Annotated in this window: 23 protein-coding genes and 1 tRNA gene; 8 read left to right on the forward strand and 16 right to left on the reverse strand. The window is 62.8% G+C overall.

The genetic code is table 11. From position 1 onward, the window contains the following. Nucleotides 1-199: 199 nt before the first annotated feature. Nucleotides 200-276, reverse strand: a tRNA-Met gene (locus NKI61_RS02120). Nucleotides 277-512: 236 nt separating this feature from the next. On the opposite strand from NKI61_RS02120, the gene NKI61_RS02125 reads away from it, so the two are divergent. Beyond that, nucleotides 513-1472, forward strand: coding sequence for a Gfo/Idh/MocA family protein (locus tag NKI61_RS02125; RefSeq protein ID WP_023669941.1), 960 nt, complete (start codon nt 513-515; stop codon nt 1470-1472). Nucleotides 1473-1536: 64 nt separating this feature from the next. Here NKI61_RS02125 and mnmA read toward each other — a convergent pair whose 3' ends face one another. Next, nucleotides 1537-2727, reverse strand: a complete 1191-nt coding sequence (gene mnmA / locus NKI61_RS02130; protein WP_023683624.1) for a tRNA 2-thiouridine(34) synthase MnmA — start codon at nt 2725-2727, stop codon at nt 1537-1539. Between the two features lie 255 nt (nt 2728-2982). Here mnmA and sciP point away from each other — a divergent pair, with 255 nt between their 5' ends. Further along, nucleotides 2983-3258: a CtrA inhibitor SciP gene (gene sciP, locus NKI61_RS02135; protein ID WP_013529904.1), complete on the forward strand. Its 276-nt coding sequence runs from the start codon at nt 2983-2985 to the stop codon at nt 3256-3258. 64 nt (nt 3259-3322) lie between these two features. Here the strand turns inward: sciP and NKI61_RS02140 are convergent, their stop codons facing one another. After that, nucleotides 3323-4252 (reverse strand): NADP-dependent oxidoreductase, encoded by a 930-nt coding sequence (locus tag NKI61_RS02140; protein ID WP_352838757.1) that lies wholly within the window; start codon nt 4250-4252, stop codon nt 3323-3325. A gap of 91 nt (nt 4253-4343) precedes the next feature. Between NKI61_RS02140 and NKI61_RS02145 the strand changes: the two genes are divergently transcribed. Further along, nucleotides 4344-4745, forward strand: a complete 402-nt coding sequence (locus NKI61_RS02145; protein WP_023691645.1) for a winged helix-turn-helix transcriptional regulator — start codon at nt 4344-4346, stop codon at nt 4743-4745. 109 nt (nt 4746-4854) lie between these two features. On the opposite strand, the gene NKI61_RS02150 is transcribed toward NKI61_RS02145, so the two are convergent. Next, complete coding sequence (locus NKI61_RS02150; protein WP_023669945.1) at nt 4855-5232, reverse strand: flagellar export protein FliJ; 378 nt, start codon at nt 5230-5232, stop codon at nt 4855-4857. A 449-nt stretch (nt 5233-5681) separates the two neighbouring features. Here NKI61_RS02150 and ctrA point away from each other — a divergent pair, with 449 nt between their 5' ends. Further along, nucleotides 5682-6377 carry a response regulator transcription factor CtrA gene (ctrA, locus tag NKI61_RS02155; protein ID WP_006203583.1) on the forward strand — a complete coding sequence of 232 codons (696 nt, stop codon included), beginning with the start codon at nt 5682-5684 and terminating at the stop codon, nt 6375-6377. Between the two features lie 85 nt (nt 6378-6462). On the opposite strand, the gene NKI61_RS02160 is transcribed toward ctrA, so the two are convergent. Further along, nucleotides 6463-6831 (reverse strand): response regulator transcription factor, encoded by a 369-nt coding sequence (locus NKI61_RS02160; protein WP_023669946.1) that lies wholly within the window; start codon nt 6829-6831, stop codon nt 6463-6465. A 244-nt stretch (nt 6832-7075) separates the two neighbouring features. Beyond that, nucleotides 7076-7705 carry a histidine phosphotransferase ChpT gene (gene chpT, locus NKI61_RS02165; RefSeq protein WP_023669947.1) on the reverse strand — a complete coding sequence of 210 codons (630 nt, stop codon included), beginning with the start codon at nt 7703-7705 and terminating at the stop codon, nt 7076-7078. Nucleotides 7706-8096: 391 nt separating this feature from the next. Between chpT and NKI61_RS02170 the strand changes: the two genes are divergently transcribed. Both NKI61_RS02170 and NKI61_RS02175 read left to right on the forward strand, forming a co-directional pair. After that, nucleotides 8097-8633 (forward strand): DUF1134 domain-containing protein, encoded by a 537-nt coding sequence (locus NKI61_RS02170; protein ID WP_245259859.1) that lies wholly within the window; start codon nt 8097-8099, stop codon nt 8631-8633. Between the two features lie 155 nt (nt 8634-8788). Further along, nucleotides 8789-9949 carry a coiled-coil domain-containing protein gene (locus NKI61_RS02175; protein ID WP_352838758.1) on the forward strand — a complete coding sequence of 387 codons (1161 nt, stop codon included), beginning with the start codon at nt 8789-8791 and terminating at the stop codon, nt 9947-9949. Between the two features lie 38 nt (nt 9950-9987). On the opposite strand, the gene NKI61_RS02180 is transcribed toward NKI61_RS02175, so the two are convergent. The 6 genes from NKI61_RS02180 to NKI61_RS02205 all read right to left on the reverse strand — a co-directional run bounded on the left by NKI61_RS02180 (nt 9988) and on the right by NKI61_RS02205 (nt 14729). Continuing rightward, nucleotides 9988-10782 (reverse strand): TrmH family RNA methyltransferase, encoded by a 795-nt coding sequence (locus NKI61_RS02180; RefSeq protein ID WP_352838759.1) that lies wholly within the window; start codon nt 10780-10782, stop codon nt 9988-9990. Between the two features lie 71 nt (nt 10783-10853). Next, nucleotides 10854-11192: an ArsR/SmtB family transcription factor gene (locus NKI61_RS02185; RefSeq protein WP_023669951.1), complete on the reverse strand. Its 339-nt coding sequence runs from the start codon at nt 11190-11192 to the stop codon at nt 10854-10856. Between the two features lie 153 nt (nt 11193-11345). Continuing rightward, nucleotides 11346-12116 (reverse strand): HugZ family pyridoxamine 5'-phosphate oxidase, encoded by a 771-nt coding sequence (locus tag NKI61_RS02190; RefSeq protein ID WP_352838790.1) that lies wholly within the window; start codon nt 12114-12116, stop codon nt 11346-11348. 35 nt (nt 12117-12151) lie between these two features. Next, nucleotides 12152-13318, reverse strand: coding sequence for a CaiB/BaiF CoA transferase family protein (locus NKI61_RS02195; RefSeq protein ID WP_352838760.1), 1167 nt, complete (start codon nt 13316-13318; stop codon nt 12152-12154). A 6-nt stretch (nt 13319-13324) separates the two neighbouring features. Continuing rightward, the gene (locus NKI61_RS02200; RefSeq protein ID WP_023686192.1) at nt 13325-14086 is read right to left on the reverse strand and encodes a 3-hydroxyacyl-CoA dehydrogenase; all 762 of its coding nucleotides are present in this window, start codon (nt 14084-14086) and stop codon (nt 13325-13327) included. Nucleotides 14087-14192: 106 nt separating this feature from the next. Continuing rightward, nucleotides 14193-14729, reverse strand: a complete 537-nt coding sequence (locus NKI61_RS02205) for a GNAT family N-acetyltransferase (RefSeq protein WP_023686191.1) — start codon at nt 14727-14729, stop codon at nt 14193-14195. A 271-nt stretch (nt 14730-15000) separates the two neighbouring features. Between NKI61_RS02205 and NKI61_RS02210 the strand changes: the two genes are divergently transcribed. Beyond that, the gene (locus NKI61_RS02210) at nt 15001-15987 is read left to right on the forward strand and encodes a glutathione S-transferase family protein (RefSeq protein ID WP_352838761.1); all 987 of its coding nucleotides are present in this window, start codon (nt 15001-15003) and stop codon (nt 15985-15987) included. A gap of 16 nt (nt 15988-16003) precedes the next feature. Here NKI61_RS02210 and NKI61_RS02215 read toward each other — a convergent pair whose 3' ends face one another. Further along, nucleotides 16004-16504 carry an NUDIX domain-containing protein gene (locus NKI61_RS02215; protein WP_031195394.1) on the reverse strand — a complete coding sequence of 167 codons (501 nt, stop codon included), beginning with the start codon at nt 16502-16504 and terminating at the stop codon, nt 16004-16006. A 71-nt stretch (nt 16505-16575) separates the two neighbouring features. Here NKI61_RS02215 and NKI61_RS02220 point away from each other — a divergent pair, with 71 nt between their 5' ends. After that, nucleotides 16576-17502, forward strand: a complete 927-nt coding sequence (locus NKI61_RS02220; RefSeq protein ID WP_352838791.1) for a metallophosphoesterase family protein — start codon at nt 16576-16578, stop codon at nt 17500-17502. Here NKI61_RS02220 and NKI61_RS02225 read toward each other — a convergent pair whose 3' ends face one another. From NKI61_RS02225 to NKI61_RS02235, 3 genes are all read right to left on the reverse strand, one after another. Beyond that, nucleotides 17503-18120, reverse strand: a complete 618-nt coding sequence (locus tag NKI61_RS02225) for a hypothetical protein (protein WP_352838762.1) — start codon at nt 18118-18120, stop codon at nt 17503-17505. Nucleotides 18121-18204: 84 nt separating this feature from the next. Then, a complete protein-coding gene (locus tag NKI61_RS02230) occupies nt 18205-19008 on the reverse strand; it encodes an alpha/beta fold hydrolase (RefSeq protein ID WP_352838763.1) in 804 nt (267 codons plus the stop codon). A 103-nt stretch (nt 19009-19111) separates the two neighbouring features. After that, nucleotides 19112-20881, reverse strand: coding sequence for a tetratricopeptide repeat protein (locus NKI61_RS02235; protein WP_352838764.1), 1770 nt, complete (start codon nt 20879-20881; stop codon nt 19112-19114). Between the last annotated feature and the right edge of the window lie 142 nt (nt 20882-21023).

Raw genomic sequence — 21023 nt, forward strand, 5'->3', positions numbered from 1 at the left:
ATGGGTCCGCAGGTGCAGACTTCAATTCCCGCAAATCACGTCTCTCGAGGCGCAGTTTGTCGTCTGCGAAGCGTTGCAACACGTTCGTTGGCGTCACAATGGTAGCAGGCTAGGTCCTGAAAATCATTGAAGATTTTTTCGGACAGGGCGCCTACCATAGGTCGGCGTTTTTACTGTGATTTCAACAGCTTAGGTAGGCTGGTAGCGGGAGAGGGACTTGAACCCCCGACCCCAGGATTATGATTCCCGTGCTCTAACCAACTGAGCTACCCCGCCAGGGCGGCGAAAGGCCCGAAATCCGCCTTAAATCGAAAGGCATTTCGAGGCGTTCGCCAAGGTCGCGCGGATATAAGGTTGGGAGGGCGAGCCTGTCAAGCATCGATGCGCGAGGGGCGCCGGCATATTGTCGCCGGTAAAAGCTTTGCCGGGCTGGCATCTCCGGTAAGCCACCGGGGTTGAGTTCGACGGGGCACGCCGCTATGTCTCGGCCAAGAAATTAGAGTTTGAAGCTGATGAAGCCGCGCATTGCAGTCCTCGGTTGCGGATACTGGGGCAGCAACCACATCCGCACCCTCAAGGCGCTCGGCGCGCTGCATGCGGTTTCCGATGCCAATCGGGCGCGGGCCGAAGGCTTTGCCAGCGAGCAGGACTGCTTGGCGATCGAGCCCGACCAGCTGTTCGTGCGTGATGATATCGACGCCATCGTCATGGCGCTGCCGCCGCAGTTCCATGCCGATCTTGCCGTGCGCGCCGCTGAGGCCGGCAAGGACGTGCTGGTGGAAAAGCCGATTGCGTTGACCGTGCCCGACGCCGAGCGCGCCGTGCAGGCGGCCAGGGACAATGGCCGCGTGTTCATGGTCGGCCATGTCTTGCGCTTCCATCCCGCCTTCGAGACGCTGAAGGCGCTGATCGACAATGGCGAGCTCGGCGAGGTCCGCTACATCCACTCGCACCGGCTCGGCCTCGGCAAATTCCACACCGAGAACGACGCACTGTGGGACCTGGCGCCGCACGATCTGTCGATGATCCTGGCCATCACCGGCACCGAGCCGATCGAGGTCAGGGGCGAGGGGGCGGCACTCCTCGACAATCTCAGCGATTTCGCGCATCTGCACATGCGTTTTCCCAACGGGCTGCGCAGCCATCTCTTCACCTCGCGGCTCAATCCCTATCGCGAGCGGCGGCTGACCGTGGTCGGCACCAAGGCAATGGCGGTGTTCGACGATGTCGAGCCCTGGGAGCGCAAGCTGGCCGTCTACCGCCACGCGGTGTGGCAGGACAGCGGCCAGTGGGCCTTCACCACCAACGAGCCGTCCTATGTCGCGGTCGGCCAGGGGATGCCGCTGACGCGCGAGCTCGAGCACTTTATCCAGTGTATCGAGACGCGGGCCGAGCCGCGCACCAGCGGCGAGGAAGCCATCAGGGTGCTGCGCATCCTGACGGCGGGTACAGTCACGCACACAAAGTCCTGAGACCGTTTCGAAACTCTGCCCTTAAGGCAGATCGAAACTAAAACTGTCTCCGAGAGGGTAGTGTTTACTCTGCGGGAATCTGCGCCGGCCTGGCTGCGAGCCGGCTGAGCATGGCTTCGGCCTCGGCGCCGCGCTCGGAGCGCTCGATGAAGCCGCCGCCGAAGACGCGGGCTTCGTTGCCGTCGTCGGAATAGAGCACGCAGGCCTGTCCGGGCGCGATGCCGGACTCGCCGTCGACCAGTTCGACAAAGGTGCTGCCGGCGCGGTGATGCAGCACGGCCGGGCGCGGCGGCCGCGTCGAGCGCACCTTGGCGAACAGCTCCATGCCGGCGGCCGGAATGTCGGACAGCGCGCGATCGCCCAGCCAGTTCATGTTGCGCAGATAGATCTTGTGGGTCTCCAGCGCCTCGCGCGGGCCGACGATGACACGGGCCCGGTCGGCGTCGAGATGGACGACGTAAAGCGGCTCGCCCGAGGCGATGCCGATGCCGCGGCGCTGGCCGATCGTATAGCGCAGGATGCCGTCATGGCGACCGAGCACGCGGCCGTCGATATGGACGATGTCGCCTGGGTTGGCGGCAGCTGGCTTCAGCTTGGCGATGATGTCGGAATATTTGCCCTGCGGCACGAAGCAGATGTCCTGACTGTCCTGCTTGGCGGCAACGGTCAGCCCCATTTCTTCGGCGATGGCCCGCACCGCAGGCTTGGACAGCCCACCCAGCGGAAAGCGCAGATAGTCGATCTGCGCCTGCGTGGTGGCAAACAGGAAATAGCTCTGGTCGCGGTCGGCATCGACGGGCCGGAACAGCGCGCGGTGGGCGCCATTGGCCCCGGAGCGGATATAATGGCCGGTGGCGAGCGCATCGGCGCCAAGGTCCTTGGCGGTGGCCAAAAGGTCGGCGAACTTCACCGTCTGATTGCAAGAGACGCACGGAATGGGCGTTTCGCCGGCAACGTAGCTCTCGGCAAACGGGTCGATGACCGCCTTGCGGAAGCGCTCCTCATAGTCGAGCACGTAATGCGGAATGCCCAGTGTCTCGGAAACGCGGCGGGCATCGTCAATGTCCTGGCCGGCGCAGCACGACCCGGCCCGGTGCGTTGCCGCGCCATGGTCGTAGAGCTGCAGCGTCACGCCGACGACATCATAGCCTTCGCGCTTCAAAAGGCCTGCAACGACAGACGAATCCACACCGCCCGACATGGCGACGACGATGCGGGTGTTTTGCGGGCTGGCGGGAAGGTCGAGGCTGTTCATGGTTCTTTCGTTCTGCGGCGCTTCAATGGCAGTGGCGCGAATATAGGTCAACCACACCAGCGGCGCCAGCTTTGCGGCGGTGCCGATTTTGCGGGAAAATTGCGCGTCTGCCCGCCGTTGCCTCAAATGCCGACGAAAAGACTAACGCGGCGTTCATGATCCTTACCTACTCATTAGGGTTCGCTTAGGCAATTTTTAAAGCTGTGGCGGTAATGTGGTGGGGATTGGGTCTTTGAGTTTTTAGTAGAGAGTACGATGACCGATCTTGTTAGACCGCGAGTCAAATATGTTATTGGGCCTGACGGCAGCCCTCTTACGATTGCCGATCTTCCGCCGACGAATACACGTCGCTGGGTTATCCGGCGCAAGGCGGAAGTGGTTGCTGCGGTGCGCGGCGGGCTTTTGAGCCTCGACGAGGCATGCCAGCGCTACAAGCTGACCACCGAGGAATTCCTGTCCTGGCAAGCGTCGATCGACGAATACGGCCTTGCCGGGCTGCGCACGACGCGCATCCAGCAATACCGGCACTAGAGCCAGGACCACAACAGAAAAGGGCGCGGTAACCGCGCCCTTTTGCCTGTCGGTAATGCCTGCTTCAGACCGTCAGCACCACCTTGCCGATCGGCCTAGTGGCGAGAAAAGCGTGCGCGGCGCCCGCCTGTTCGAGCGGAAACGCCTTTGCCACATGGACCGCAAGCTTTCCCGCATCGACCAGTTTGGCAAGTTCGACGAGGCCTTCACGGTCGGGCACGACGGACATGCGCTCGACGCGGATCCCACGCGCAGCAGCCTTGGCTCGGGTGGTGTCGTGGACATTGAGCAGCGACACCAGGGCGCCACCGTCCTTCAGGACTGTCAGCGATTGGTCGGCATGGCCGCCGCCCATCGGCTCCAGCACCAGGTCGACGTCGCTGACCTCGGCGGTGAAATCTCGCTTGGTGTAGTCGACCACTTCATCGGCGCCGAGCGAGCGGACGAAATCGAGTTTCTTCGGGCTGGCGGTGGCGATGACATAAGCGCCGTGCGCCTTGGCGATCTGCACCGCCAGATGCCCGACGCCGCCGGCCGCGGCATGGATCAGCACGCGCTGGCCGCGCTTCAGGCCGCCATGGCGGACAAGGCCTTGCCAGGCGGTCAGGCCGGCCAGCGGCAGCGCGCCTGCATGAAAGTGATCGATGCCTTGCGGCTTCGGTGCGATTTCATCAGCCGGGGTGACAGCGAGTTCCGCATAGGCTGCGGCCTGCTTGGGAAAATGCGGCATGCCGAACACGGCGTCACCGACCTTGAGGCCGCCATCGACGCCTGGGCCCACCGCCTCGACCGTGCCTGAAATATCCCAGCCCAAAGTGAAGGGCGGTTCGCCCAGCAAAGGATAGTAACCGGCGCGCACCGAGCCATCGACCGGATTGATGCCGGCGGCATGCACGCGCACGAGCACTTCGCCTGACTTGGGCGAGGGCGCGGGGCGATCGGCGATGACGAGGACGTCGGGTCCGCCGACTGAATTCTGGACAACGGCACGCATGGGAGGCTCCTGCTGGGGTTTCTGTGCCACTATCATTTGGATAGTAATATTCCCTTGTCCAGTATGTACCTTTTCCATATATAGGCACCTAATGGATAGTGATAATGATTGCGGCTCCGGCTATGACGCCTTCCAGCGGACGTGTCCTTCGCACGCCGTGCTCGAGATGCTGGCCAGCAAATGGGTCTATCTGACGGTTTGTGCGCTGCGCCGTGGCCGGATGCGCAACGGCGAACTGGCGCGTAAGCTCGAAGGCATCACGCCTAAAATGCTGACGCAGACGCTGCGCGTCCTCGAGCGCGACGGGCTTGTGCGGCGCGAAATCTTTCCGGTGATCCCGCCGCGGGTCGAATATGAATTGACCGAACTTGGCCAGAACCTGGCGGGGCTGCTCACCCAGATACGGTCCTGGTCGGAAGAGCATGTGCCTGACATCAAGCAAGCGCGGGCGAGGGCAGCGGCGAACCTGGACAGGGATTTGGCACGGGCCTGAAGCTGCGGCCGCCTTACGGGCCGGATCAGCAGCGCCGGAGCCTTTTGGCGCGCTACACGCAAAGCAAAGCGCGGCGTCAGGCGGCGCCGGTCGGGTTAAAACCCTGCCGTCAGCCGATCATGGCGCTGCGACCGCCGAGTTCCGCGTCGCGGATCTTGGTGTCGCGCGATTCCAGCATCTCGGCCTTGGAAAGCTCCGCTTCAGCTTCGCCGAGTAATGATTCGGCAGCGCTTCGCTGCTGGGCGAGGTCGCTTTGAGAGTTTCTGAGGTTATCACGGCGCAGACGCGCCGCCTTGGCGAAGGTCGGATAGGCAAAATGATTGATGTCGGTGATGCCGGCCTTCTTCTCCTCGGCGGTGATCTGAAGCTCCAGTTCAACGGCCATGCGCTCGAACTCGGCGATCATCATGTCGAGCTGCAGCAGCTGCCGCCGCTTCTCATTCACCTGAAATTGCTTCAGCCGAACGAGGTTTTCACGTGACTTCATGATTCGGTACTCCCGGAAACGCACACCTGCACATATCGTCCAATCCGCCCGCCAGGGCCTGGCGCCGCCCGTATCCACCGGCATTCCCCGAACTATGGGAAACAAATCCCTAAAGTTTTTTGCCGGCGGTAACCATTCGTTTACGCGCATTGTTAATCATAAGGGCGAGGACTTAAGGCCGGGTAAAAATTCCGGCTCCCGATACGGAAGCCGGCCAGCGAGTCCCTTGAGTCACTTAGTCCGACTTATTAATGTGTTGCATTAGCGATTTGGTTCTGTGATTCATCATTAGATTCAAGAGGGTGTAGAAAGGGGTTAAAAAATCTGGTACCGTCTTTGGTGCGGAATTAGGTTTTGTTAACCATTCGATGGCAGCCTCTGTTCAGGCAATCACTGCTCCGGTCCCGGATGGGTCGTGACATGGTCCGGCGGCAGAAAAGGGGAATGAAATGCGCGTTCTGCTGATAGAAGACGACAGTGCAACCGCTCAGAGCATCGAGCTGATGCTCAAATCTGAAAGTTTTAATGTTTACACGACCGACCTCGGCGAAGAAGGTGTCGATCTCGGTAAACTTTATGATTACGATATCATTCTTCTCGACCTCAACCTTCCCGATATGTCCGGCTACGAAGTCTTGCGGACACTTCGCCTGTCCAAGGTGAAGACGCCGATCCTGATCCTGTCCGGCATGGCCGGTATAGAGGACAAGGTGCGCGGCCTGGGCTTCGGCGCCGACGACTATATGACCAAGCCGTTCCACAAGGACGAGCTGGTCGCCCGCATTCATGCCATTGTGCGCCGTTCCAAGGGCCATGCCCAGTCGGTCATCACCACCGGCGACCTGGTGGTCAATCTCGACGCCAAGACCGTCGAAGTCGGCGGCCAGCGCGTGCATCTGACCGGCAAGGAATACCAGATGCTGGAGTTGCTCTCGCTGCGCAAGGGCACCACGCTGACCAAGGAAATGTTCCTCAACCACCTTTATGGTGGCATGGACGAACCGGAACTGAAGATCATCGACGTCTTCATTTGCAAGCTGCGCAAGAAGCTCGACGCAGCATCCGGTGGCCAGAACTACATCGAGACGGTCTGGGGTCGCGGCTATGTGCTGCGCGAGCCGGAAGACATCCGCGTCAGCGCCTGAGCGAACACCATCCGATTGAACCAATGCAAAAAACCCGGCTCAGGCCGGGTTTTTTGCTGTCCTTTTTGGCCGAAAACGAGCCGAATCAGGCGGCAACCTTCAAGGTACGAAAACGTTCGAGCAGTTGCGGCCGGTTGAACGGCTTCAACAGATAACCCTGGGCGCCGGCGCGCTTTGCCTTCATGATCGAGGCAACATCGACCTCGACCAGCGAGATCAGAATCTGCGGTTTGATCGTGCTCTCCATGGCGCGGACCTGGCGAATGACGTCGACGGCTTGCATGTCCGGCAGGGCGCCGTCGACGACAATCACATCAGGCATCTCGGCAGCGCACATCTCGACAGCATCAAGTCCAGTTGCCGCTTCGATCACCACCATGTCGGAGCCGCCAAGAATCCGTTTTGCAACCTTCCTGATGACGCTCGAATCGTCGACAAACATGCAGCGCTTCATTTCCGGGTCCTCTTTGCCATGGGGCGAACCGGCGGCATCCGGGTATCGGGATGCACACTAGGCCGATCTGGTAAAGAAGCAGAAAAGCCGTTAGGTAAAGTTTTTACAAACATGTCGTTTGCAGCCCCATTCTGCAGGGGCGTTGCCGGCAATGAAACTTGCCTGTTCTGAATTGCCGCAAATATCAGCGGGAAAAGATACTTGATTGTTCTTGATGCTCGGACGTCCTGCCGAGCGGCTTCGCTCAGGCCGCGGACAGCACGATCTCTTCGGCGGTCGCGTGAATCGAGATCGTCATGTTGGCCTCACGCGCCAGCAGCAGCGTGTAGTAGGGCTGGACGGTATGGGCGTCGATAGGCTCCTCGGGCTTGTTGCCGGAATGGAGCTCGAGGAATTTCGGCGGCACGCGCAGCATCGGGCCGCTTGCGGCAAGCGCAAAGCGCGGCTCGGTGTCGAGGTTTTCCAGCGTGACCACCAATCTGCCACCGCGCGGGATGGCGGCATTGGCGACGAGCAGCAAATTGAGCAGCAGCTTGACCTTGTTCTTGGGCAGCAGGGCGCGAACCCCGTTCCAGATCAATTCCGGCTTCTCGTTCTTCAGGAAGGCGATGGCGACGGACTCGGCATCGCCGGTGTCGATCATCATGCCCGCCGAACCGGCGGCACCGAAGGCGATGCGGGCGAATTGCAGGCGGGCCGAAGCGTTTCTGGCGCTCTGCCGGATCAGTTTCATGGCGTCTTCGTCGGCGCCGCCCTCGTCCAGGAGTTCAAGGCCGTTGTTGATGGCGCCGACCGGCGAAATGATGTCGTGGCAGACTCGGCTGCACAACAAGGCTGCGAGATCGGGTGCGGAGAGAGAGAAAAGCTCAGCCATCGGCGAAAAATCCCTGCTAAAATTCACATCCTGGTGGCCGCGCGGCCGACAGCCACGCTCACCACCCGAATCACGCTCTCTCCCCCCAGGCATTCTGAATACACAGCGCCCGAGCGTGCAGCAACAATCCACAATTCTTGTGAGAAAAACGGCATCTTTGCACAGGATGGGAGCCCGCGCAGACCGTCAGAAACAGCCTTCGAACCGCCATGTTCATGTGGGAGGTTAATGGTTGAAAAAGGATTACGGCATAGTTTGCCCGTAACAGTCATCCTTAACGGCCGCCTAAAGAGCCGGACGGGGTGCGAGGCGTCGGCGAAAGTGCTCCCTGACGGAGATTGGAAGCATGGTTTCCCGATTTTACGACCGGACGTTTGTCCGCGTCTTCTTCATGGCGATTGCCCTCATGGGCGCTCTCGCTTTCTCAACCTCTGCGTCGCGGGCACAGGAATACACCGCTCAGGAGATCGTCGATTCCGGTCACAAGTTCTTCGGCGCGACGTCGGGCGGTCTCGCCACCGTCGTCGAGAAGATTTTTGCCTCCTACGGCCTGCCCAATGGCTATCTGCTCGGCGAAGAGGGATCCGGCGCGCTGATTGGCGGCCTGACCTATGGCGAAGGTACGCTCTACACCAAGAATGCCGGCGACCATAAGGTGTTCTGGCAAGGGCCTTCGCTCGGTTGGGATTTCGGCGGCGAGGGATCGCGGGTGATGATGCTCGTCTATAACCTCGACGACGTCAGCAATCTCTACAATCGGTTCGGCGGCGTTGCCGGTTCGGCCTATGTCGTGGCCGGCGTCGGCTTCAACGTGCTGCAGAACAACAGGGTGCTGCTGGTGCCGATCCGCACCGGCGTCGGCGCGCGGCTTGGCGTCAATCTCGGCTATCTGAAGCTGACGCAGAGGCCGACCTGGAATCCCTTCTGAGCGATTCCGACCACACTTCGACCCGATCAACAGATTCTGACCCGGTGCAGCTGCGGCAAACCCTTGCCGCAGCGCTGGATTTGCGTCATGCGAACATGGCAAAGTCCAGACTTGGCGGTTGCCGGATAGCGGCCCGCCCGTAACGGGTAGTCACCTTGGTTCAGTCGATCCTGTTCTTCGCCCTCGGCTTTCTGTGCGCAGGCTTTCTGGCGCTGCTGGTCGCGCCGGCCATCTGGCGGCGGGCGGTCGCGCTGACACGCAAGCGTGTCGAGGCGTCGGTGCCGCGAACGCTGGCCGAGATCCAGGCCGACAAGGACAGCTTGCGGGCCGAGTTCGCCATGACGACGCGCCGGCTCGAAATCAGCATCAAGACGCTGCGTGAGCAGGCGAATGAGCAACTCGTCGAAATCAATCGCGGGCGCGAGGCGCTGAAGGGCCTGGCGGTCGAGCGCAAGGACAAGAAGCAGGCGCTTTCGGAGCTCGGGGAAAAAAACGAATTGCTCCTGCATCGCGAGCAGCAGATACAACAGCTGTCTGACAGGCTTGCACAAACAGAGCGCATGATGGAAAAGCGCGCGCTCGAGCTGGAAAAGCTCGAGCATATGTACGACGACGCGTCCTTCTCCTCCAGCAATCGTCAGATCGAACTGGTGGCGCGCGAATCCGAGCTGGAAAAACTCGCCAACGACATTTCAGTGCTGCGCGGCCAGCGCAAGGAGGCCGACAAGCGCCATCAGGAAGTCGTCGCCGAAGGCAAGGCCACGCGCGATGCCTTGAAGGCCGAAAAGAAAAGAACCGCCGAGCTCGACAGAAAGCTCGAGCGCCTGCTCGCCACGCTCGCCGATCGCGAGGACAAGCTCGATCGCCGCGAAAAGGAACTGGCCCGGCTTCGCGAGCGGGTGAAGGGCGAGGCTACGGGAGCCGCCGCGGCTGCTGGCCTGGTTGGTGTGCAAGACAGTGCCCGCGCCAGGAACGAGGACATGGACAAGACGCTCGCCAAGCTCGAAGGCGACCGAGAGCGGCTCGAAGCCAGGCTGACGACGCTGGCCCGCGAAAACAAGCGGATGAAGGCGGAGCTTGGCGGTTCTGGATCGGCGAAGCCCGGGAATGGCCCCGGCAATGGCAATGATACCGGTTCTGCCTTGCGCGAACAGATGAACAATCTGGCGGCTGAGGTCGTCCATTTGACGGCCAAGCTCGAAGGACCGGATTCACCGATCGCCAAGGCGCTGGCGGCGCCGCAGGAAACGCGGTCAGGAACCACCAGCCTCGCCGATCGCGTCCGGGCGTTGCAGAAGGCAGATTTGCCGAGCTGAGTTTCAAGCCCCGGCTTGAAATTGCCTGACTACGCCTATCAGGGCGAAAAATGGTGCAGCGCAATGGCTGACGCGGCAGCAACATTCAGGCTGTCGAACCCTTCCGACATCGCGATCCGCACCGTCCGCAGGCGGGCAAGCAGGCTCTCCGGGAGGCCCTCGCCTTCGGTGCCGAGATAGAGCGCCAGTCGTTTCGGTCGCGCGGCATCGCGAATGTCAGCCTCACCACGCGGCGACAAAGCGACCTGGCCGAAGCCCAACTCGCCGAGCTTCGCGATGAAAGCTTCAGTGTCGCCGAAGGACGCAAAGGGCACCTTCAACGCGGCGCCGACGGAGACGCGGATCGCCTTGCGATACAGTGGGTCGCAACAGGTGGCGTCGACGAAGACGGCATCGGCGCCGAAGGCGGCGGCATTGCGGAAGATCGATCCGATATTGTCATGGTTGGCGATGCCGATGAGAACGACGATCAACGCTTCGGCAGGCAAGGTGTCGAGCAAGGCCTCGGCGGGCTGTGGCGTGCCCTTGCTGCAGATCGCCAATATACCGCGATGCATGTGGAAGCCGGCGATCCTGTCCATGACGGCGCTTGCCGCAACGTAGACCGGCAGGTCGGCAGGGGCCTTGCGCAGTATGTCGTGGAGCCCGGCCAGGCGGTTTTCGAGAACCAGGACCGACTCCGCAGCAAAGCGTCCGGCTGACAGCAGGACGTCCAGCACCACCTTGCCTTCGGCAACGAACCGGCCATGGCGGCCGGTGAGATCGCGCTCGCGGATGTCGAGATAGGCGGCGACCCGCGGATCGCGCGCGTCGTCGATCTGGATCGGATCCATCAATACCTCGGCCGGCGAAAAATCGTCAGCGAGGTAAGGAGCGATCGGAGCCGCCAGTCAAGCCCTGCAGGTCAAGTCCCGGCGCGGCGCAGACGCGTTGCCATTTGGGACAAGTCGCCTATCCCGAAAATGCCGTCCAGCATGCGCAACAGTTCGCGCACGGCTTCGGACTTGCAGGAATAGTAGATCATCTGCCGGTCGCGGCGGGTCTCGACAAGATCGAGCGCCCTGAGCTTGGCCAGATGTTGCGACAAAGCGGACTGGCTGAGCATCACCTTTTCGGCGATGGCGCCGACCGACATTTCACCGTCGGCCAGATAGCTCATGATCAAGAGCCGCTTTTCGTTGCCCATAAGGGTCAGAAATGTCGCCGCCGATTCGGCATTGGCGATTAGTTTGGTCGAGACCATCGATGCCCCATGTTTTCCTGCTCATCCAAACGCTATGGGGGCAAATAGCGTTGGCTGCTATAATTCAGCTATGGATCACGCTGCTGATTCAGCGTCGCCTGAATCGTAGATCATTTCGCCCAAATCTCAAGACGTGCTTTTGATTCATGACGATTATCCTTGCGTAGCTGGCGCACGACCGGCTTTGGCCAGGTCGACCAGAACCGGCCGCAGGTCGCGCGCGCTCTTCAATGGCTGCGGAAAATTGACCCTGCAAACGGTGTCGCCCGATGCCAGGTCCATGCCCTCGGCATCGAAGCCGGTGATGGTCCAACCATCACCTTCAACCCTGGCGAAATGATGGGCATAGACGGCGATGGCGTCGAGATGGTCGGCATTCATGTGGTCGAGACCGGACTGTTCGCTGGCTGCCAGCTCGTCGACGATCGGCCCCTCGGTGATGAGATGGGCACGGTCGAGCAGGTAGGCCTTGCCGAAGCCGCCATTCAGGCTGGCGCGCTCCGGCTCGAGCCGAAAGATCGAGAAATCGCCGAGCTCGGCATAGAGCTTTGCCTTGGGATTGCGGTTGAGATAGCGCCGCTCGGCGCGGGCATGCGCGCTCGACCCGCGTTCCAGCGGCTGCGCCCGGCAGACCAGCGTTATCCTGGGATGCGCCAGCGGATCGCCCTTGCCGGGTTCGCCGACAAGCAGCGAGCAGCGCGGCTCGGCAAGGATGGCGCCGGTATGGGCTGACAGCGCCGAGACAAGGATCAGAGGCGTGCCATCGATGTCGGTGGCGACTCCGACCCTGGAGGCCAGCGGTGCGCCGGTCGACGGCTCGATCACCGCGAGGGCGCCGAAACGGGCGCTGCGGATCAGCGTTGCGGCCAGCCTGATCGCCTCGGCGTCCGTCGCGCGAATGACGTCCTTCTTCGGCTGGTCCAAAATGCTCACCAGGTAAGTTGATTTTCTAAATCCAGTTATTGGCCAATCATGCCGGCTTTGACAAGCGCTTTGATCTCGGCTGTCGAAAAGCCGAAGCGCGCCAGCACGGTCTGGGGCAGCTGATCGTCATCTTCAGACATGCCGGCAAGCGCCGGCTGCGAGGCCGAGAAGCGTGGCGCGGGCGCGGGGCGCTCGAGCGCACCGGCCTTCACAAATGCGTGACGCGCCCGGCTGTGCGGATGATCCCTGGCTTCGGCCAGCGACAGAACCGGCGCCACGCAGGCATCGCTTGCGGCAAACAGCGCGTCCCAGTCGTCGCGTGTCTTCTGCCGGAACCGGTCGGCAATGGCCGCGCGCATGTCCGGCCACAACGCCTTGTCGTATTGGCCGCGGACAAAATCCTCGCCGAGCGGCAGCAGCCTTGCGAATGCGGCGAAGAAGCGCGGCTCAAGGCAGCCGACCGCAACGTGGCGTGCGTCCGCCGTCTCATAGGTGTCGTAGAAGGGCGCACCGGAATCGAGCAGGTTGGCGCCGCGCCGGTCGCTCCACAGACCTGCCGACATGAAGGCGTGTATGGGGGCCACCAGCATCGAAGCGCCCTCGACCATCGCCGCGTCGATCACCTGGCCTTTGCCGGAGCGCGAGCGCTCGAACAGCGCTGCAAGCACCCCGGCGATCAGCATCATGGCGCCGCCGCCATTGTCGGCGATCAGATTCAGCGGCGGCACCGGCCGGCCTTCCTCCCGGCCTATGGCATGCAACACACCGGAATAGGCGAGGTAGGTGATGTCGTGGCCGGCGCGACCTGCGAGCGGCCCGTCCTGGCCGAAGCCGGTCATGCGGCCGTAAATCAGCGCCGGATTGCGCGCCAATGCAGCATCCGGGCCGAGACCAAACCGCTCCATCACACCGGGGCGAAAGCCTTCGACAAACAGATCGGCCTTTTCGGCAAGGCGCAGCAGCAGTTCCGTTCCTTTGGCCTGCTTGAGGTCGACGCGCAGGATGGAGCGGCCGTGACGGTCGAGATTGTGCGCATCGGAGAGCGGCAGCAGGGGTTGGTCCGAACCGGTGCGCTCGATGCGCAGCACCTCGGCGCCCATGTCCGACAGCATCAGCCCCGCCAGCGGCACCGGGCCGAGCCCAGCCATCTCGATGACTTTCAGGCCGGCCAGCGGACCGGTCTTCACTGCGCCGGCCGCCATGGCCGTCTATTTCGGCGCCATGCGGATTGCCCCATCGAGGCGGATGGTTTCGCCGTTGAGCATCTGGTTTTCGACGATATGCAGGGCGAGCGCGGCATATTCGGACGGCTCGCCGAGGCGGGACGGGAAGGGCACGGCCGCGCCGAGCGAATCCTGCACCTCCTGCGGCATGCCGGCCATCATTGGCGTCTTGAAGATGCCGGGCGCGATGGTGCAGACGCGAATGCCGGAGCGCGCCAGGTCGCGGGCAACCGGCAGCGTCATGCCGACGACGCCGCCCTTGGATGCGGCATAGGCGGCCTGGCCGATCTGGCCATCATAGGCGGCCACCGACGCGGTGTTGACGATGACGCCGCGCTCGCCGCCCTGCAGCGGTTCGAGTTGGGCGGCACGGTCGGCGACGAGGCGGATCATGTTGAAGGTGCCGATCAAATTGATCTCGATCACCTTGCGGTACTGGTCGAGCGGATGTGGACCATCCTTGCCGATCGTCTTCACGCCGATGGCAATGCCCGCGCAATTGACCAGGATGCGCGCTGGCCCAAGTCTCTTTTCCACCTCGGCGACCGCGGCCGCACCGCTGTCGGCGCTGCTCACATCGCACTGGATGGCGGCGCCGCCAATGTCGCCCGCCACCTTCGATGCCCGGTCGATGCCGATATCGAAAATGGCGACGCGCGCGCCCTTGTCGGCCAGCGCGCGGGCGGTTGCCTCGCCGAGGCCGGAGCCGCCGCCGGTTACGATCGCAATCTGGCCGTTCGGGTTCATGCTGCATGCTCCGTGCTGTTCCAGGTCATGCTACGGAGGTCGCCGCCATGGTGCAACCTGACCAATGGGGATCCATCGCGACCGGTGCCGCGACCGATCCTGGAGCTCAGGCCATCACTGGTGCCTGCTCCGCGATCCTGGCAAGGCTGGCATGGCCGACCTCGCCGGAGAGCCGCGCCACGGCACCGGGCACGATCTCGTGCGACAGCAGCCGGTCGAGGTCGACCGGGCGCGGCATGGAGATCTGGCCGCGGGGGATCTTTCTGAAGCCGAGCGGGCCGTAATAAGGCTCGTCGCCGACAAGGATCACCGCCGGCGCGCCGGCCTTGGCGGCCGCCTCCAGCGCGATCGCCACGAGCCGGCGGCCGATACCGAGATTCTTGAAGGCGGGCCGCACGGCGAGCGGCCCGAGCATCAGCGCGCGTCCGGCGCCGGCGGCGATGCGGGTCATGCGCACCGAAGCAACGACGATGTCGCCATCCATGGCGACAAAGGATAGCGAGCGCTCGTGGCCGCCGGTCTCGCGAATCTTGTAGGCGGCCAGCACGAAACGGCCGGGGCCAAAGGCTTCGTCGTTGATGGCTTCGATTTCGGGATCATGCGCCGGAGTTTCCGGCAGGTATTTCACGTCGGCAAGGCTCATGGTCTTCGCGGTCCGATAAAGAGGAAAGGTTGCTGCAAGCGGCAGCGTTCGCCAGTCAGCGCTTTCTAAGCGCGGGCGCCCTTTCGTCGTCGGTCAAACCGGATCAAGCCAAGATCGAACATGCGGAGTGTCCGCTAGCATCAATTTCCGGCGGCTGCAATCGGCTGTTTTCATCCGGCGTTTCATACGAGTGACGCTCTGTTCAGCAGATGACGGCTTCGGCATTGCCGCCTTGCGACTACATTGGCCAAGGCACGCAAGGAGATTTCGTATGGGATTGCTGGTCGAAGGCAAATGGCAGGACCGTCCGGCCAATGTCGATAGCAGCGGCAGGTTCATCCGCGCCGAGACGCAGTGGCGTGACTGGATCACGCGCGACGGCGCGCCGGCGCAAGGTCGTACGCGCGGCTTCAAGGCCGAGCCCGGACGCTACCATCTTTATGTCTCGCTCGCCTGTCCGTGGGCGCACCGCACGCTGATCTTTCGCGCGCTGAAGAAGCTAGAAGACATCATCCCGGTTTCAGTCGTGCATCATTTCCTCGGTGCTGAGGGCTGGACGTTTTTGGCCGAGGATGGCGCCACCGGCGACACGCTCTACGGCCTCGACTTCCTGCACCAAATCTACACCAAGGCCGATCCAGCCTATTCGGGCCGGGTTTCGGTGCCGGTGCTGTGGGACAAGAAGGAAGAGACCATCGTCTCCAACGAATCCGCCGAAATCATCCGCATGCTCAATTCGGCCTTCGACGAGTGGGGCGATGCCGCTCTCGATTCCTATCCGCCAGGCCTGCGCGGCGAGATCGACAAGGTCAATGCGCTGGTCTTTCCCGCCGTAAACAACGGCGTCTACCGCGCCGGCTTTGCCACCACGCAAGCGGCCTATGAAGAGGCGTTCGGCGAGCTGTTCGCGGCGCTCGACACGCTGGGGGGCCGACTGTCAAAACAGCGCTATCTCACTGGCGAGCGTGTCACCGAGGCCGATTGGCGGCTGTTCACCACGCTGGTGCGTTTCGACCCGGTCTATGTGGGCCATTTCAAATGCAATCTGCGCCGCATCGCCGACTATCCGAACCTTTCGAACTATCTGCGCGACCTCTACCAGGTGCCCGGTATCGCCGGCACGGTGAACCTGCACCACATCAAAATGCACTATTACGGCAGCCACGAGAGCATCAACCCGACGCGCATCGTGCCGGTCGGGCCTGGGCTCGACTATGGCGCGCCGCACGACCGGGCGCGGTTCAGGCAGGCGGCGTGAGCATCGGATTGACAGCCTACCAGTACGGCGATACCGGCTCGCCTTCAAAAACCTCGGCAAGCCGCCGCAGCGTCGCCGGCGTCGTGCCATGCGGCAAGCGGTCGAGCGGAAAGAAGCCTGCTTCGGCGATCTCGTGGTCCGGCAGTTTCGGCGCGGTCTGGTTGAAGGTTTCGATGAGATAGAGGCCGACATGGTCGCGGCGGCTGGAGCGGCGGTTGAAATGCATCGATTTCAGCACCGGCTGGGCTGTCAGCGCGATGTTGCCTTCCTCGGCCAGTTCGCGCACCAGCGCCTCACCGAGCGTCTCGCCGACTTCGACGCCCCCGCCCGGCAATTGCCAGCCGGGAACGTAGGTGTGGCGGATGAGGAAGACAGTGTTCGAGGCGCGATCGTGGATCAGGCCGCGCACGCCCAGCGTCATCGGCCGCCGCAGCAGGAAATAGAGATGGAACAGCCTTGCCCTGAGGCCTGCCCAGCCGGTCTGGCGAAACGCCTGCTCCGGGTCCGATATAGCCATGACTAGCGAAACCGTGGATGGGCAGGAAACAGTGAGTGGAAAGCGGGGAGCGCGTCGCCTATGAAGGAAGGATGTTCAGGCTCGCGCATATTTCCGATGTCCATCTGGGGCCGCTTCCCGGTGTAACCTATCGCGAACTCGCGTCCAAGCGCGTCGTCGGCTACGTCAACTGGCAGCGCAACCGCCGCCGCCATATGCACGATGCCGTCATCGACACCATCGTCGCCGACATGAAGGCGAGCACACCCGACCACCTCACCGTTACCGGCGATCTGGTCAATCTGGCGCTCGACGGCGAGATCGAGATGGCCAAGCACTGGCTTGAGACGCTGGGTTCGCCGGAGGATGTCTCGGTGGTGCCGGGCAACCACGACGCCTATGTGCCGGGCGCCTTCGACAAGGTCTGCCGCTCCTGGGCGGCGTGGATGAGCGGCGACGGCGTGACTGCGCCGATCGACCGCAACGCTTTTCCCTATCTGCGCGTACGCGGCAATGTCGCGCTGATCGGCGTTTCGACGGCGCGCGCCACGGCGCCGTTCATGGCCAACGGCTTCTTCCTCGAAGGTCAGGCGCAAAGGCTGGCGACAGTGCTCGACGCAACGAACAAACGCGGCCTGTTGCGGGTGATCATGATCCATCATCCGCCGGTGCGCGGCGCCGTCGCCCAGCAAAAGCGCCTGTTCGGCATCTCCCGCTTCCACAAGACCGTTCATAGGCATGGCGCCGAACTCGTGCTGCACGGCCATTCGCATCTGCCGTCGCTGTTCTTCATCGGCGGGCGCGGCGCCAGGATTCCGGTCGTCGGCGTCGCCGCCGCCGGGCAGTCGCCAGGCAGCAAGAACCCGGCGGCACAGTACAATCTGCTCGATATTGACGGGGAGAAGGGCAATTGGCTGATTCGCCTGACGCGGCGCGGCCTGACCGGGCCGGCCTTGCCGCCATCGGACCTGCAGGTCATTGAACTCGGCGCGCAGACATCGAGGCCTTCAGATCGTTGATCAGAAGCTGATCTTCATCGCCATCAGGCGATCCCAAAACAGCGCGGCCGCCACCGCCAGGCCAACAAGCGCGCCGGCGGCGACGAAGCCCAGGCCTGCAAAGAAGGTTGACCAGCTCTTGCCTGGCGCGGCTGCTTGCAAGGGCGGCTCCGCTTCGACCACCGCAGGGCGTTTCAGGTCGGCGACGGCCGGCTCGACACCGCCCTCCATCATGCGCTGGCGCTCGACGATACGCTCCGCCACATAGCGCGTGACCTGATCGGCGACCGGTTTCATATCGGTCGATTCGGCGAGCACGACGCGGCCGATGCGGGTATCACTGAGAAAGCGGTAGGTGCGGCGGTCGCGCCCCATGGCGACATGGCTGACGGCGTCGATCCACAGGCGGGGCTGCAGGCCGGAGGAGACGACGAAGTCGAAATTGTCCATGTCGGCGGGCACGTCGGCAAAGACCGGGGCGAGCTCGGCGGCGAGCAGATCAAGCCGCATCCGGTGCGCCTCGCGCATGTCGACCACGACATCGTCGCGATCGGCGAAGGCATTTTTCACATCGCGAACGGCGTCGGACAGTTTGCGGGAGGTGTCGGTGGGGGTGATGTTTTCGCCAGTGTCCTTCATCGGCGTCGCCTCGCTGATATGGTTAATTGCGAGTTAACACAGGCGGCGGCAAAATGCACTGGCGAGATGCGGGCGTCAGTAAGGTTAGCTCGCCGCGGCCTCGAATGTCGGACGCAGGCGCCTGCCGCGGCGTGCCATGTTTCGGCGCACGGCCTGGGCGACCACATCAGGCACTTCCTCGACCAGCGTATGGCCGGCATCGAGCACGTGATGAATATGAAAATGCGCCGGCAGACAATCAGCCTGGGTAAAGGGCAACACCGGATCGTCCGTTCCCCAAACCACCATCACCGGCATGTCGAGGGTGTCCAGCTGTTCGCGGGGTATGACCCCCTGCCGCTCGTTCCTGGTCATGACGGCTGATATCTCAATCAGCTTGCGCAACTGGCCGGGGCGACGGCGTACGTCCGCCAGGACGCCAACGATGCGTTCGGGCGGCGGGCTTCGCGGTCCCGACATGGCGGCAAGGCAGGCGCGGATTTGCCGTCTGTCGGCGGCCGCGGCGTAGCGGCGCAACAGCGGTCCGTTGATCTCGGGGCCAACACCGCCCGGCGCCAGAAGCGTCAGCGAGCCTATCCTTTCAGGCTCGGCAAGCGCCATCAGGGAGGCGACCGCGCCGCCCATCGAATGACCGGCGACATGCACCCTTGCTATCCCGCGTGCGGCGATATCGGCGAGAACCGCTCGCGCCGCTGTTTTGGCCGGGCCGCTGCCAGGAAATTCGAGAGACAGTCCGTGTCCCGGAAGATCGTAGGCCAAGGTCCTGACATCGGGCCCTAGCGACGCGGTCACCTCGCGCCAGATATCATGGCAACCACCGAAGCCATGCAGCAGGACGACCGTCTTCGGCCCGGCGCCCCGCTCGGCAACATAGAGGGATGAGACCATGAAAATGTGCGATTATTGCAAGACTGGAGAGGAAATTCGAATCGAGGCTGGATTGCTCCCAGTCCAGACCGATGGCCAGTAAAGTTTTCGCGATCCGGAAAGACTAGCTGGCGTTGCCGAGGCCCGCGGCGCGTAGCGCCTCAACCAGCCGGTCGGTCAGATCGGCGGGATATTTGCGCTCGGCGAAGGCCGCGCGCGGATCGGCGGCGAATTTCGGGAATTTGGTGGTCAGCTCATCCAGAAGCTTGGCTGCCAGCTGTTCGCGGCCGGCAGCCTTGGCGCCGATCAGCCGCGCCGCCAGATAATGCGATTTCATCGCCGTCGTGCGCAGCGACTCGCTGGCTATCGCGGCCTTGTTCATGTCGCCCAGCATAAATTGCCCGGCGAAAAGCCCAAAATCCCACCATGTCGGATGGCCGCTGAACGTCTCGACGGCATGGGTCAGGATGGGTGTTCCCTCGGCATATTTGCCGGCAAAGATCAGGCCATAGCCGTAAGCGGCAGCCATGCCGAGGTCGTAGGGGTTGAGCTCATAGGCCTTGCGCATCCAGCGGATCGATTCCTCGGTGTTGCCGAGGCGCGAATTGAGGTAGCCATAGGCGCGGTGCGCATAGGGGCTGGTCGGTCCCATCTGGATGGCGCGATGGGCGAAAGACATTGCTTGTTCGACCGTCGCGCCAGGCGGATAGGCGTAATGATCGGTGGCGGCCTCAAGGGTCAGGGAGGCCAGTTCCGAATAGACCAACGACGATTTCGCACCCTGGCCGGCGAGGTTGTCCAGGCAGCGATAGGCGGCCTCGTGCGTCCTGGTGCTCTGGTCGAGATAGTATCTGTCGTTGAGGATCAGGCAGCTCGTCAGCCCGGTCTGAATGCCGTTCTGTTCGATGTAGCTGTAGAGCGGGCCGGAGGCGGGAACGGTCGAGCTGAGGATGGCGGCGATACGATCCTCGACGGTGCCAGGTGCGCTGTCGGCGGCCGTCAGACTGCGGGACAAAAGCACGCGGCCGGTCGCCACGCTCTGCAGTTCGAGCGTCACGTCACCTGCCATTGGTCCCGGCAGGACATCGAAAACGAAGCTGGTCGGGTCGGTGCTCGGATCGCGCTTGCTGTCGGCGTCGCGGCCGATGAAGTCGATCGTGTCGAAACCGGCAAGGCCGGCGCGCAGCGAAGCGGCGACGCGGCCGGCCTCGGGGCCGGTGGCCTTCACCGCGATGTAGACGAGGGGCAGGGCCTCCATCGACGGCGATGCGATGCTGCTCGTTACGCCCGCGGTCTCGACCACCGCGGTAGGATCGCTGCTGGCAAGCAATGCGCCGCTGCCCTGGCGCAGGATGAGCACGCCCAGCATGAGAATGACCAGCGTCATGGCGACCCAGAAGAACTGGAGATGGCGCGCCAGCGAAGGCCCAGGTTCTGTAACCCCCGAAGCTGTCGCGGCAGCGGGAACGGCGTCAAGAGCCGCCTGGTCGGGCGATCCGGGCAAGGTGGCTACCGCCGCCGCAAGCGGCTCCTGCCCAACCGGCAGGCGTATGGCGTTGAGCTCATAGGACGGCACGTAGCCGCCGCGCGGAATGGCAATGCGAACCGGTTCGGCTATGCCTTCATTGGCGAAATAATGCTGGAGAAGTTCGCGCAGCCGGCCTGCCTGCACCCGGACAACGGCGTCGGTCGACGAATCGAAATCGCCGTCCTTGCCGAAGACGTCCATGGCGATGGAGAAACCCTTGAGCCTGTCGGCTTCGCCGGCCTGCTCGCGCTCAACAAGATAGCGCAGCAACTTGCGCGCGCGCTCGGAACGTCCGAACGTTTCGCTGGCGAGCAGTCGCTCCAGTGTCTCGCGCACTGCGGGGGCGGCAGGCGTGGCATGCTGCAAGTGTCGATCCTCTCGAAGTCGGCACAGGTTGAGGCGCAATCATATAGAGCCTGCACTTCCATACAAGCATGCTTATGTTATGCGATCGCGTAACACACCGGATAGTTGCCGGTGGTTGACACAAAAGACCGGAATTTCCCTC

The sequence above is a fragment of the Mesorhizobium sp. M0514 genome, assembly GCF_040321145.1.
Classification (GTDB): Bacteria; Pseudomonadota; Alphaproteobacteria; order Rhizobiales; family Rhizobiaceae; genus Mesorhizobium.